The sequence below is a fragment of the Halococcus saccharolyticus DSM 5350 genome (genome assembly GCF_000336915.1).
Classification (GTDB): domain Archaea; phylum Halobacteriota; class Halobacteria; order Halobacteriales; family Halococcaceae; genus Halococcus; species Halococcus saccharolyticus.
The window spans coordinates 133,318-147,226 of the sequence record NZ_AOMD01000029.1; the positions used below are offsets into that span (position 1 = coordinate 133,318).

The 13,909-nt window shown below is 55.3% G+C and carries 12 protein-coding genes and 1 pseudogene; 8 read left to right on the forward strand and 5 right to left on the reverse strand.

From position 1 onward, the window contains the following. Positions 1-99: 99 nt before the first annotated feature. On the reverse strand, positions 100-540 hold the full coding sequence (locus tag C449_RS13665; protein ID WP_049914242.1) for a CopD family protein: 441 nt from the start codon (positions 538-540) through the stop codon (positions 100-102). A 429-nt stretch (positions 541-969) separates the two neighbouring features. On the opposite strand from C449_RS13665, the gene C449_RS13670 reads away from it, so the two are divergent. The 3 genes from C449_RS13670 to C449_RS13680 all read left to right on the forward strand — a co-directional run bounded on the left by C449_RS13670 (position 970) and on the right by C449_RS13680 (position 4,439). Next, positions 970-1,356: a winged helix-turn-helix domain-containing protein gene (locus C449_RS13670; protein ID WP_006078630.1), complete on the forward strand. Its 387-nt coding sequence runs from the start codon at positions 970-972 to the stop codon at positions 1,354-1,356. Further along, positions 1,356-1,631 (forward strand): DUF7521 family protein, encoded by a 276-nt coding sequence (locus tag C449_RS13675; RefSeq protein WP_006078631.1) that lies wholly within the window; start codon positions 1,356-1,358, stop codon positions 1,629-1,631. Before C449_RS13670 ends, C449_RS13675 begins: the two co-directional genes overlap by 1 nt. A gap of 192 nt (positions 1,632-1,823) precedes the next feature. After that, positions 1,824-4,439, forward strand: a complete 2,616-nt coding sequence (locus C449_RS13680) for an efflux RND transporter permease subunit (protein ID WP_006078632.1) — start codon at positions 1,824-1,826, stop codon at positions 4,437-4,439. 161 nt (positions 4,440-4,600) lie between these two features. Here the strand turns inward: C449_RS13680 and C449_RS13685 are convergent. From C449_RS13685 to C449_RS17580, 3 genes and pseudogenes are all read right to left on the reverse strand, one after another. Continuing rightward, positions 4,601-5,433: pseudogene (locus tag C449_RS13685) on the reverse strand (IS5 family transposase). A gap of 115 nt (positions 5,434-5,548) precedes the next feature. After that, entirely contained in the window at positions 5,549-5,917 is a 369-nt protein-coding gene (locus tag C449_RS13690) for a fluoride efflux transporter FluC (protein WP_006078633.1), read from the reverse strand. Positions 5,918-5,919: 2 nt separating this feature from the next. Then, on the reverse strand, positions 5,920-6,306 hold the full coding sequence (locus C449_RS17580) for a fluoride efflux transporter FluC (RefSeq protein WP_006078634.1): 387 nt from the start codon (positions 6,304-6,306) through the stop codon (positions 5,920-5,922). 188 nt (positions 6,307-6,494) lie between these two features. On the opposite strand from C449_RS17580, the gene fmdA (C449_RS13695) reads away from it, so the two are divergent. Further along, positions 6,495-7,754 carry a formamidase gene (gene fmdA, locus C449_RS13695; protein ID WP_006078635.1) on the forward strand — a complete coding sequence of 420 codons (1,260 nt, stop codon included), beginning with the start codon at positions 6,495-6,497 and terminating at the stop codon, positions 7,752-7,754. Positions 7,755-8,294: 540 nt separating this feature from the next. Here fmdA (C449_RS13695) and thsA read toward each other — a convergent pair. Continuing rightward, positions 8,295-9,995, reverse strand: coding sequence for a thermosome subunit alpha (gene thsA, locus C449_RS13700; RefSeq protein ID WP_049914259.1), 1,701 nt, complete (start codon positions 9,993-9,995; stop codon positions 8,295-8,297). Between the two features lie 525 nt (positions 9,996-10,520). On the opposite strand from thsA, the gene C449_RS17915 reads away from it, so the two are divergent. From C449_RS17915 to fmdA (C449_RS13715), 4 genes are all read left to right on the forward strand, one after another. Further along, complete coding sequence (locus C449_RS17915; RefSeq protein ID WP_152415731.1) at positions 10,521-11,078, forward strand: hypothetical protein; 558 nt, start codon at positions 10,521-10,523, stop codon at positions 11,076-11,078. A 124-nt stretch (positions 11,079-11,202) separates the two neighbouring features. Then, positions 11,203-11,721 (forward strand): carboxymuconolactone decarboxylase family protein, encoded by a 519-nt coding sequence (locus tag C449_RS13705; RefSeq protein WP_006078638.1) that lies wholly within the window; start codon positions 11,203-11,205, stop codon positions 11,719-11,721. Between the two features lie 146 nt (positions 11,722-11,867). After that, positions 11,868-12,368, forward strand: coding sequence for an AmiS/UreI family transporter (locus tag C449_RS13710; RefSeq protein WP_006078639.1), 501 nt, complete (start codon positions 11,868-11,870; stop codon positions 12,366-12,368). Positions 12,369-12,511: 143 nt separating this feature from the next. Continuing rightward, positions 12,512-13,783, forward strand: coding sequence for a formamidase (gene fmdA, locus C449_RS13715; protein WP_049914247.1), 1,272 nt, complete (start codon positions 12,512-12,514; stop codon positions 13,781-13,783). The last annotated feature ends 126 nt before the right edge of the window (positions 13,784-13,909 follow it).

The following is a 13,909-nucleotide window of genomic DNA, read 5'->3' on the forward strand; positions in this document are numbered from 1 at the left end:
TTACGAGACATCATCCACTTGACGTCTGAAACGAATCCGATGAGATCATCGGCTTCTATTCAGTGTGACGAACCGTATTATAATTGCCCTCTCAGCCGATTAGAGAAACCCAGCGACGACGAGTAGTGCTATCGAGACCGCACTCCCTCCGAGAAACCACGGTCGTGCTTTCGTGGCTGCTGCGACCGCTGACTGCTCCGGTTGGTCGCTGGTCAACCGGCGGAAGCCGAAGAAAAGCACGACTGCGAGGACGAGCCACAGACCGACCATCGCCAGTACGAGATTCCCGCGGCCGGTTGACTGGAGCGTTTCGGCGGTATAGAGTGTCCCTGCGAGATGCCCACCACTGAACAACAATAGGAGGACTGAACCGACCATAAGATACCAGAACCGTCGTGCGATGAGCGTCAGCCCTTCCGTACTCAGCAACTCGCTGCGTGCTGCCGGGATAACAGCGCCTGCAACCACGAGTGTACCACCCGTCCACAGCGCAGCGAAGATCGTGTGGATGGTCATCACTATATCGAGGACACTCGTCATCGGTGAACCCTCGTGCTCAGCGGTTTGCCCATCGTAATGGCGTTGCTCGGTCGGGGTGCTGCGCCAACTTCAATTATACGTTCAGTGTCTCGTGGATCGACTCGGGTGATGGCTTCGTGCGTCATCGGTGTCGTATTCGAAGCTGGAGGATAAACATCGATGGGGGCGTCCCAGATGTTGGGAGTGGCATCTGTAGACAAGCAGAAATCGCACGGAGGGATTGGAATCGGGCTATTCCAGCTATCTGGGAATGACCGAGACTCCTATACCCTCTCCGCCGAAAGAATCGAGTACGACAAGACATGAGTGCCGCCGACTCTCGAAACAGAATCACAGCATACAGCACCTGAGATGAGCGAGCAACACAGTGGGTCGAATCGATTATCACTGATCCCGTCGAATACTGGCTCGACTAACTCATCTACCGAAATGGCCCGATGGTCGTCCGACGAACTCGACGAATCCGACGGGTCCGCTCTCCCGCCAGTGTTGCAGTCACTCGACGACAGTACCTGTCGAGAGATTCTCACTCGGTTAAACGAGCCGAAATCGGCAAGCGACCTGTGTGAGGACTGTGATCTCTCTAGCTCGACGGTGTATCGGAAACTCGAACTACTCCGCGAATCGGCGCTCGTTCGAGAGTATACGGAAGTTCGACGGAACGGGCCAAACGTCACGCTCTACGAACGAGATTTCGCCGAGATCTCAATTGGTATCGACGACACCGGCGAGTTCTCCATGACAGTGACCCGTCCGGAGACGGACCCGGAGGACCGACTGGCCACGTTCTGGTCGGCAATGAAGGAGCAGTCGTGATGGAGCTACTCGTCGCATTGCTCGTCGTCGTCAAGATTGCTGCTCTCGTCCTCGGGGGAGTCGTCTCGCTGATGGCGTACAGAGCCTACAACCGAACACGGATCGCTGGTCTCCAGTACTTTGCGGTGGGATTAGCGGTCATCACTCTCGGAACCGCTCTGGTCGGCGTGTTCCACCACATCGGCGGCGCTTCAGTCACCGCCGGAATGCTCCTCGAGAGCGTGATTATCTGTCTCGGGTTCGTCGTCATGATCGTTGGGCTTTACCGGACGTAGAATCCAATTCGTTCTCACCGAAGACCGCTATCTGGGTTGGCTTTCGAAACCACAGCTAGTTGTCCCACGTTTTGGGAACCTTCCATCGCTCCTTATCAGTCGCCATCGGAGAGAACGTATGGACTGGTCCGAAATCCCCATCACTCGATCCGATTCCGCAGCCACTCCCCTAACAGGTGGTGACGGTAACCGATGAAGCGGGAACTGACCTCTCGATACGCGGAGGTGCTCGCCTCGCGGAGCAAACTGATAATCGCTCTGTTGCTCGTCATCAGTGCCGTCGTTGGCGCTGGCGCGGTCGTCGGCACCACTGGAGAAGGAGAAATCGGCCAGGCCGGTATCGATTCCCCGGAGCAGGCGGCACTCGACCGCATCGAGGCGACGTACGAGACGGACGATGCGGTGGTTGCACAGGTCGTCGTCAGGGACGAGGGCGGTGACGTTCTCACCCGCGAGTCGCTACTCAAAAGCCTCCGTCTTCAGCAGGAGATCCGCGGAAACGAATCGATCAATGCGACGCTTCGTGACGAGACAGGGATGGTCGGCATCGAAAACGTGGTGGCGAACGTTGCATACGCTCACGAACAGAGCGCACGCGCCAACACGTCGGGTGCCAACGCCAGCTCTCGTGTGAGGGGCGGGAACAATATATCAGCGGCGCAGGGTCAGTCGTCAGCACCGACACTCGATCAGCAGATCACAGCACTTGAATCCAGCTCGGAAGAGCAAGTCGAGACGTATCTCAGCCGAATTCTCGACCCGGATGCGTCCGTTCCGGGCAGCGACCCAACCGAATTCCTGCCAACGAATTACGAACCGGGGACAACGCAAGCCGACGCGAGAACTACCCTCGTCTTCCAGCAGAACCCGAGCGGTTCAGCGACGACCACCCAAGCAGTGAACGATGCGCAGGTGGCCATCGACTCGCTGGTAGAGAACCGCTTCGCCGATGCGTTCGTGTTCGGACAAGGTATCATCGACGAGGAGTCCTCGCAAGCCATTGGCGATAGTTTCACCATCATCACGCCGGTCGCAATCGTCCTCCTCCTCGTGGTCCTCGCGATTGCCTACCGCGACCTCGTGGACGTTCTCGTGAGCGTCTTCGGTGTCGGCGTCGTGATGGTCTGGTACGCTGGCATACAGGGCTGGCTCGGGATTCCATCGAATTCGACCCTGATCGCCGTGCCGTTCTTGCTCATCGGCCTGAGTATCGATTACTCGCTCCACGTCGTCATGCGCTACCGCGAGGCGCGAGAGGGGACACTCGACACCGACGACGAAACAGTGGATCGGCGCGATCCCACGACTGCGATGCGTGTCGGGATTGCTGGCGTCGTCCTCGCGTTAGCTACCGCCGCGTTCTCGACAGCGGTCGGGTTTCTCTCGAACTACGTCAGTCCGCTGGAATCGATTCAGGATTTCGCTATCTTGAGTGGTGTCGGTATCGTCGCCATCTTCGTCGTCTTCGCCGCGCTCGTGCCGGCTATCAAACTCGAACTCGAACGGTTTTTCGACCGCCGTGGCCGCGACCGGCACAATCCTGCCGTCGGCGTCGGTTCCGGAGGGTTGAGCCGTCTTCTCTCGGACACCGCTGCGCTCGCACGGCGAGCGCCTATCGCCGTCATCGTGATCGCACTGGTGCTCGCTTCCGCAGGCGCGTACGGTGCGACCGACATTGACACGGAGTTCAACCAGGCCGACTTCCTGCCACAGGATGCCCCGGCGTGGATGGAGTCGCTGCCGGGACCGTTCGCCCCCGGCGACTACGACGTGAGTGAGAATCTCAACTATCTGAGCGACAACTTCCGCCAACGTGGACAGGGAGCAGAAGGACAGGTACTGATACGCGGGAACGTGACCGCGCCGGCACTGCTCACCGCAGCCGACGACGTGACCCAGAACACGACCAGTAGTGGGACTATCGTCGTCGGTTCCGATGGAAGAGCCGCTATCGAGAGTCCGGCATCCGTCCTCCGTAGTGTCGCTGCCCAAAACGAGACGGTCGCCGACGCGATCGAAGTGCGTGATACGGATGGTGATGGACTCCCGGATCGAGATACTGCGGCGGTCTATGACCTGTTGTTCGAGGCTGCTCCCGACCAAGCGTCATCGGTACTCTATCGTGCCGACAACGGGTCGTACCAATCCGCCAGGCTGACAGTTGGCGTGCAGGGGAACGCCTCGGCCCAGTCGGTCGCGGGCGACGTTCGGGGCGTCGCTTCGGCCATTGAGGGGGACGCGCCGGTACGGGCCATCGCAACGGGTGGACCGGTCATCACTGCGGTCGTCCAGAGCGGGCTGTTCGAGACGCTCGTTGAGGGATTCGCCATCACGTTAGGGGTCATTCTCGCACTTCTCGTTGGACTGTACTGGTGGCGAAACCGCACGCCAGGATTGGGTGTCGTGACGCTCGTTCCCGTCGTCATCGCGCTTGCATGGTTGCTTGGGACGATGGCAGTGCTCGACATCCCATTCAACAGCGAAACCGTCGTCATCACGAGTCTGGCGATCGGTCTGGGCGTGGATTACAGCATCCACGTCAGCGAACGGTTTGTCGACGAACGCGCTCGTCACGACTCGCTCGCGGACACACTGTCGACAGCACTCACCGGAACCGGCGGTGCGTTGCTTGGCAGTGCGGTGACGACCGCGTCCGGTTTCGGGGTGCTCGCGCTGGCGCTGTCGCCGCCGCTCCAGCGGTTCGGTATCGTGACTGGACTGAGCATCGTCTACGCGTTCGTCGCGTGCATGACGGTGCTCCCATGTTTGCTCGTGATCCGGGAACGCTTGCTTACGCGACTAGCATAAGCTCCTTCTAGTTTCATATCTGGAATTTTCCTTCCCCGAAACGTTGTCTTGGTGCCTGAATTCGGGCGAATGGAGTTCTCACGCACGATAGATAGAGGAACCCAACCTCTGTAATTTAAATTTCGCGGTGGTCTCTGCATGACGAATCTACCTAGCCGACCTCAGATGTTGTAGACGGCGGCGGTGAGCGAGATTTCACGGAACTGGCGATACCACGCTCGCGCTCGGACGGCTCCGCCGTGCAAGCGCTTGATTACCGAGTTCACGCTCTCACAGAGCGAACGCTGGTGGTAGCGTTCGTTCTCAATTCGCGCGTTGTGCGCGTGATCGTAGGGCGCGAAGACGCGGCGTTTGATCAGCGGACGGACGCCTTCGGCTCGGAGAGCCCTGCGGAAGCTCATATCATCGTAGCCCTTGTCAGCGGCGAGACTGAGCAGGTCGCCCTGCGGAACGCGGGCGACTGCGGGCCGACGTTCGTCCCGCTAGGCCACTTCGCGCTGCAGTGAACGTCGATCACCGCGCCCTGCGCGGTATCGACGAGAAACGTTGCTTGAACCGTTCCTACGTCTCGGTCACACCGCCTGAGGTAGTGGCTCGACGCCTCCCGGCGATCGAAGTAAGTGGCGTCGATGGCGGCGTGGCTCGACTGGTCGAGCAGCTCCGACGAGAGTCGGAGCTGCTCTCGCCAGACAGCCATCGGTGCGCGGTCGAAGGACTTGCACAGCGCGGATGGGCCAATGAATTCGCCCCGCCGGAGTGCGAGCGCGGTTCGCACTCACTTCATCTCTTCGGCCCAGTCGAGAACGTCGTTGAGCGTCGCTTTCATGTGAACGCGGAGAAAGTGCAGGACAGCGTGCTTCCAGCCGGCAACTTCGTTTCCGGCGGGATCGCTGATCTGCAGTATCGCGGCATCGGTGAGTTTTCGTGTGATCGAGACAGCTTGTTTCACGAAGCGGAAGAGGACCTTTTGTACAACTGGCTTCTTCCGCTTCAACGCTGTCGTTCTAACGACTCAACCTGCCACCATCGGTGAATTCAATAGAACCGTATGATAGTTTTGCCACCCTCCAATTGACCACGGCGAGCAGCCATCAATTGACAATTATCCATTAACTTATGATATTCACTAATCCGTCTGCCAATCCAACTACGAGGAGTGCCCCGAGTAAATTCATGGTAGTGTACCAGCCCGAAAGGAAGCGGTTACCGTCTTCCCAGAGTCGAATCGTATCCACGGAAAACGAAGAAAACGTCGTATACGAACCGCAGGCACCCGTCCCGACGGCGTAAAGGACAGCATCGCTCGCTCCTAGAAACGTGATGAGCGCGAGAACAAAGGTTCCGACAACATTTACAACGAACGTCCCGTACGGAAACGTCCGACTACCGATGAAGCCACTCACGTACTGATTAGTACCATACCGGAGGAGTGCCCCAATAGTTGCACCCGCGCCGACAAGGTAGGCTGGATTCACCATTTTCAATCTGCCTCTATGGATTTTGCAGCGGCTCGTCCTGCAAGGACGGCTGCGAAGCCGACGCCATAATTTGTGACAACATTTAGAATACTGATTACCGGTGCTGCCTGTATCGTCTCTAGCGCAAATGTGCTATACGTAGTGAGCGAAGAAAGAAAACCGGTTGAAGCGACGTAGCCAGTTTCTTCCTTGAGTACACCGACAAGTTCAGCCTCGTAGGAAAGAAATCCAAGGGCTAGACATCCCAGAGCGTTCGCCGCGAAAGTTCCCCCAAGTCCTGGAATCACGAGAGCAAGGAAATTTCTGAAGCTCGCGCCGGCGAATCCACCAATGGCGATAAGGAGAACTATTTCCAGTGCTCGAAGTCTTTCCTCTGTTGTCTGGCTCATAACTTCGTCTTTCACCCGATGTATTTCACTATATGTGTGTGCCAATTGTAAGGAGATCTTGGTGTTGGCAGAGAGTACAATTTGTACTGAGAAGTGGCATTTTAGCCGTCTAAATAAGCTTTTACTACATGATGTCAGTTATTATTGATTAGACATAAATACTCACAGAATGAGTGTGAGTCTGTATCATGCCAGAAACTGTGTTCGAGGTTGACGTCGATGAGGATCCAGCGGACCAGCCGGACCCAATCGTCAATCGGTGGCATCCCGACGTACCACCGGCCGCAAGCGTAGAACCGGGTGACACGTTCCGCGTTGAACAGCTCGATTGGACGGGTGGTCAGGTAAACAACGACGACAGTGCAAACGATATTCGGGACATGGACCTCGACCCGAATCATCACCTGAGCGGGCCAATTGAGGTCAAAGGTGCCGAACCCGGCGACATGCTGGTGGTCGATATCCTTGATCTCGGCCCGTTCCAAGACCACGAGTGGGGCTTTACCGGAATCTTCGATCAAGAGAACGGGGGAGGATTCCTCACGGACCATTTCCCGGAGGCACGGAAAACCATCTGGGATCTCAATGGTGCCTACGCATCGTCCAGACATATCGAGGATGTCCGATTCCCCGGACTCGCCCATCCAGGGATTATGGGTACTGCACCATCTCACGAACTTCTCGAAGAGTGGAACGAGCGCGAGCAGGCACTCATCGACCGTGGTCCAGAGGACGAGACAGCAGTGAACCACGAGACTCGCGGCGACGAGCCACCACTCGCGCTTCCGCCAGAGCCGAACGACGTCCTGTTGGGAGACATGGACGAGGACGACGTCGACGAGGCGGCTGAGAAAGCTGCCCGGACCATCCCACCACGTGAAAACGCGGGTAACTGTGACATCAAGAACCTCAGCCGCGGGTCGCGGGTGTACATTCCAGTGTTCGTCGAGGGAGCGAACCTCGTCGTTGGCGACCTACACTTCTCACAGGGCGACGGGGAGATCACGTTCTGTGGAGCAATCGAAATGGCTGGGTTCCTCGACCTGCAGGTCGATGTCATCAAGAACGGTGTCGAAAAGATGGGGACTGACTACGCGATGTTCAAACCCGGCTATCAGGACCCAGACTTCTCGGATTACGTGGTTTTCGAGGGGTACTCCGTCGCCGAGGACGGCACCCAACACTACAAGAACGCTAACATTGGGATGCGACGCGCCTGCCTCGACGCTATCGACTACCTAACCAACTTCGGGTACACGCGCGAGCAGGCTTACTTCCTCCTCTGCACGATTCCGATCGAGACTCGGATCGCCGGCATCGTTGATCTTCCTAATACGTGCGTCACGGTTTCAGTGCCGAACGAGTGCTTCGACATCGATATCGATCCCGATACACTCAGGGATGGAACCAGCCCCACGGGTCGCGGTGACGTCGCCAAACCCTCGTGAGAGGACGGTTCTCTGTGAGATCGCTCATTCTGTATTAAATTTGTCCACAGGGTGCAATGGTATTGGGAAGTCAGGCGTCTAACAAGAATAAGAGGGGACTTCCGATAGGATATTCTACTTTTATCGGGTGAAGAAACAGGTTGAGCTATGACTCGCTTAGTATCTGTATCTGCCAAAGGCGCTGGTGGACATTCCATTTCCCAGTTTGGAGGTTCTGTGAAATGGTGTACTCGTTATCTTGTGAATCGACTAGCGTTACGGAATAGCGTTCGGTCTCTACCACTTCTAGAGGGTCATCTCGACCGTTGAACAGCAGTATGTCACCAACAGCTACGTCACTGAGGCGTTCGGTGAGTGCTTTTTCTGAGAGTGCCTCACGATTAGTCACATCAGTTGAGTCGTTTGGGTCCATCCATATCACCAGTATTAGGTCATAGTGTGATGTGATCTACCATGTTACTTTCGATCACTTCACCCAACTAGCAAGGAAATCGATAGCCTGAGGTCCAGTGCTCTCAGTCAGCCACGACGGAAACTTTCCTAATGAGCGTGCCCGTGTCCTCCCATCGAGTGCCCAATTGACCACGGATAACCGCCCGTAGCAGCGTGAAGAGTATCTGAGTCTTCTTCTTCATCCTCGCCAGTATCGGTCTCAGGTGCTGCCGCAATGATGTCGTCGATTCGGATGAGCATAGTCGCAGCTTCGTAGGCGTTCGTGACGGCACGCTGTTTGATAGCTAGCGGCTCTAGTACACCTGTAGTCACCATATCTCCGATGTCACCGTTCCGTATATCGAGTCCGATAGTCACGTTCCCCTCGTGTTGCCGACGACGGACATCAACGAGGGCATCGATTGGATCCATTCCCGCGTTCTTCGCGAGCGTTCGAGGGAGTGTTTCGAGCGCGTCACCAAACGCCTCAATTGCCAGTTGTTCGCGCCCACTGATTCCTTCGGCATGTTTTCGAAGATCCTCTGCGAGCATGACTTCAGCCGCGCCGCCGCCGGGAAGTACCACCTGAGTTTCGATGGCCAATGTGAGTGCGTCGAGACAGTCATCGAGAACTCGCTTCATCTCCTCGTTGATGTGTTTGGTTCCACCACGGAGAAGAATCGAAACCTGCTTTGAGTTCAGGCATTCCGAGACAATCGCTAGTTCTCGATTACCGACCGACCGACGCTCGACGAGCCCTGCGTGGCCGGTGTCCATTGCTGTGAGCTGGTCCACTGTGCCAACATACCGGGCACCGGTTGCATGACCCAATTTTATCAGTTCGTCCTTTCGTGTCCGTTCGACTGCGATGATATTCTCGCGGGCAAGCAGATACCGAATTGGGTCATCGATGCTCTTCTGGCAGAACACGACATCAGCGCCTGCGTCAGCGATAGTGGCGACGTACTCCTCGTAAACTTCGTCCTCGTAATCGAGAAACGCTTGGCGTTGCTCTGGAGTATCGAGGCTGACTGTTCCAAGTCCATCAACCGTCTCAATCGTCAGTTGATCATCAACGAGCGCAATTGTGGCGTCTTCAATTTGCCGCGGCAGCTCCGCCTCTGGCGCTACTATCGATGTCGATGAACTCTCTAGATCTATCACAAGACCGTCGATGACCTCCGAATCACGGTAGCCGCCACCAGCGACAGCCTGGTTGGTGATGTTACGACGGTCAACAGTTCCATTATGCTCAATCGCTTGTACCGCTTCGACAGCTATCTCGGCAAGGAGTTGCGCGTCTGCCCCCTCCCACTTTCCCGTAATGACTGTACGGACGATATCCTGGAGTCGGTCTGGATTGTGCGCATCGATCTCGATTGCTTCGTTCTCAAGCGTCTCAAGCACCCGTTCGGCGGCCAGTCGATAGCCATCGGCGATTGTAGTAGGATGTAATCCTTGGTCGATGAGCGCTTCGGCGGCTCCGAGCAGTTCGCACGTCAGAATTACTGCGGTCGTGGTTCCGTCTCCCGTCGCGTCAGCCTGAGTTTCGGCGACCTGCATCACCATCTTGGCAGCAGGGTGATCGATTTCCATCCGGTCAAGAATGCTTGCTCCATCGTTCGTGACGATGACTTTGCCTTGCGAGGTCACCAACATTTTATCCATTCCACTGGGTCCGAGAGTTGTTCGGATCACTCCGGCGAGAGCTTGCCCTGCAGAGAAGTTGGCCTTTTGAGCATCTCGTCCTTGAAGACGCTCAGTGGTTCCGTTTACTGCTGGTTGCAACTGAGATATGGTACGTGCCATTACACTACACCCTATCGGGTTCATGACGGCATCCCACAAAAACGTACCTAGCAATCACGTACCTAGCAATCGTTTCACCATTGACCGATGGTTCTGGTGAACCAAGGTAGCGAACGATTCATCGAAACAGATACCCTCTTATCGGCACTCAGTAAGCGGAGATTACGCGATCAATTCTCTTGTGGCATAATACAATAAACTAGGTAGTGACTCGGTGATTGATCTTCGCGATTCTCCAAGTCGCCTACTGGATGCTAAGCGCGAGAAAGATGAATACGTCCAGCCAATCGCGTGAGATACCAATCATCTACATCCCACTGAACGTTTCAGAACAGAGATGGCAGCCGGATTCTGAACTGACCGTCCGTAATTGTTGGTCGAAGATGCAGGCGATAGATAATCTTTAACACACTCCTCCCGCTATTCAAGAGACACAATATAGCTATGGATCCATCACCGAACATCACCGACTGCGTCGACCTATACCTACACGTTTGGGATCGTTTTGGAGAACATCACTTCAGTGTGGAGCACCTGGTCGAACAGTCTGTCGACCAAGATGCCCGCTTCCTTAATGAGAAAGATGAGGCAAAGCGCCACCTCGATATGCTCGTCGAGTATGAATTGGTGAATCACGACGACGGACAGTATTGGGTCCACTGTCTGCCTGGCGAAGATCTCTCAGCATGGCGCGAGCGGACTCGCTCGCCAGAGGCGATCTACCGCCTGGTTCAGCAAGCCAACCAACAGCGAGAGCGTGAATCACAACTTGCTTTGCCTGAAACCTTCGAGTATGGGAATGAGAAGTTTGTGAGCGTCCCCGCTGATGAAAACACGGACAAAATGGATCTAGCATCAGTAGTGGCTAAACAAACGAACCGATCGTCAACGTTTGACGGGATTGTCGTCCGCTCACCAGCCGACCAGATTGGATACATTCAGCAATTAGCCGACGAACTATGCGACGCTGAAGCGATGGGTGAGGCCGATCTACCCTACTATTTCGAAAAAGTCGCCTCTAATATTAGAGGGGAGCATAAAGACAATCTCGAATATCATCTTTATTTGCGCTCAGTACTTTGATTCGCTCAGAAATCTAGTCAAGACGACGTTTAGGACACAGTTATTTGCATGAGTGGAACACAGTTGGTACCATATGACATCTCGACCAGAGACAGTCAAGCCAGGAGAGTCTGACGACAGCAAGGTGAACGAACTGCTTCAGGAGGCTGAGAACGATTGGTACGGTGATACGGCATTCTTTGGAGCCATGGCTCATCAGCCGGATCTGTTCAAGCAAATCGTTTCTCTGTTACGGGAGTTTTCCCAAAGTAAGCACATCGACCCGGAGACCCTCGAGCTAATTCGCCTCAAGATCGCGGAAGCCCACCAGTGTGCCTACTGCTCAACTGTTCGAACCCAAAAAGTGCGTGAGGAGGTCGCCCCCAAGGAGGAAGCGATCTTTGGAGATATTGACGCTGACACCCTAACACAGCGCGAATACCTGGCTGTATATCTCGCCGAACAACTCTCTGAAACACCTCATCAGATAACTGATGAATTTTTCGGCGATCTCCGTGAAGTATACTCTGAGGCAGAGATTTCTGAACTCCTGCTGTTTATTAGTATGGAAATAGGTCTTGATCGGTTTTGTATCGCCCTCGAACTCGATACGGCCGATGCGAGCTCATATCCTGATGACCTCGTCTACCCATATGAACGATAAGACCACGAGATATAGATTAATAATACTGAAACTTATGAGAAGAATCTGACAAAAAATATAATACGCCCCAGATGTACACCGAGGTATGTTACCTGAAGACAAAATGAGAGTGAACGTGTAACATGTCATTGTATACCGTCCTTGGTATGGGACTGCTCTTCGTTGGCGGGGTTCTCATAGTGAACGGTATCTGGTTGCTCGGTCGTGGTGATGACGCCGATGTCGCTATATTCAACTTCCTCACTGGGATCATCACGTTTTTGATCGTGCTCTGGTGGGGGTTCGGCGGCGACGCGTCGGAGGGAACGCCGTTCAACGCGGCGGGGACGATGCTCTTTTCGTTCACGTATCTCTGGCTCGGAGCGAATGCGTACCGGGGGATCGAGGACCAACGGTCGTTCGGCTGGTACTGTGCCTTTGTCGCCGTTGTGGCGGTGCCAACTGGGTTTCTCGTCTTACAGACTGGGGATGTCGGACTCGCGGTCCTCTGGTGGATCTGGGCCGTGCTCTGGGCCACGTTCTTTGTCCTTCTTGGAATGGAACGCGCCGAGTATACCGGATCTATCGGGGGGTTCACGACGGCCGTCGGCATGGTGACCGGTGTTGCCGGCTACGTGATGGCCGCCGGCTTCTGGCCGTGGGCCTGAAGATTTGCTAGATATTAGCTACACCTATATTCAGTCGACCAGTTTTGGACTGTTCTTGCTGTCGAAATGTCTTCTAAATTTCAAAAATGTTAAACCAGTCGAGGTAGACAGTTCTACGCGGACGTCATTGTCCAAGGATAACAATGCCCGAAGTAACGTTCGAAGTCGACGTGGACGAACCGCCCGACGAACAGCCCGGAGCCAATCCATTCAATCGGTGGCATCCGGACATTCCTGCGGTTGTCGAGTCTGATCCAGGCGAGACCATGCGTCTCGAGGCGCTTGACTGGACTGGCGGACAGATTCAAGATAATGATAACGCGGATGAAGTCCGTGACGTTGACCTCACACAGGTACATTATCTGGCTGGACCTGTCCACGTAAACGGTGCCGAACCCGGCGACTTGCTGAAAGTCGAGTTTCTCGACATGGGACCGCTCAACGAACGAGCGGAATTCGGCTTTACTGGAACCTTCTCCCAACAGAACGGCGGTGGATTCCTCACCGACCATTTCCCCGACGCAGCGAAGTCGATCTGGGACCTTGACGGTTATACTGTCTCGTCTCGACACATCCCGGATGTCCGCTATCAAGGAAAAATCCATCCGGGATTGGCTGGATGTGCTCCGAGTCAGGAACTCCTTGAAGAATGGAACGAGCGTGAACAAGGGCTAATCGACAAACATGAGGAGAACCCTGAGTCGATTCACAACCATCCGACCGGTGAAGAAGAGCCTCCGGTGGCGAACCCGCCGACGAAAGATGGTGCTCTCATGGGAGAGATGGACTCAGACGAAGCCGAACAGGCCGCAGAGGAAGCAGCCAGAACGGTTCCACCACGCGAACATGGCGGGAACCACGACATCAAAGATCTCTCGATAGGGTCCACAGTCTACTTCCCAGTTTACGTGGAGGGTGGCAAGTTCGGTATCGGAGACTTCCACGCCTCGCAAGGTGATGGCGAAATCACCTTCTGTGGCGCTATCGAGATGGCCGCGTACATCGACGTCAAGTTCGATCTCGTCAAGGAAGGCATGGAGAAACACGGCGTTGACCATCCAATATTCGAGCCAGGAAATCGAGGACCCACCTTCGAAGATTACGTCACCTTCTGTGGCTACTCGGTGACAGAGGATGGCGAACAGCATTACATCGACTCGCACGTCGCCTACCGTCGTGCGTCGCTCCAAGCGATAGATTACCTAAAGAAATTCGGATACACTGGTCAACAGGCGCTCCATATCTTAGGAACAGCTCCCATAGAGGGACGACAAAGCGGAGTCGTCGACGTTCCAAATGCATGCTCGACGCTCGCACTTCCAAAGGGAGTATTCGACTTCGACATCTCTCCAGAGAACTTCGGAGGACACGAGGACCGCGGCGACATCATCGTCACGGACGATCCGCTTGGATGATGGTGCTCTGAGCGAAAAGAAGAGACGGTTTACACTCTTTCCTCGCTTCGTACACGTAGAAGAACGCTCTTGTGAAGGAGATTGTTGGTGGAGTAGCTGTGGCTGAGAAAGCGTAGCGGGCAAGGG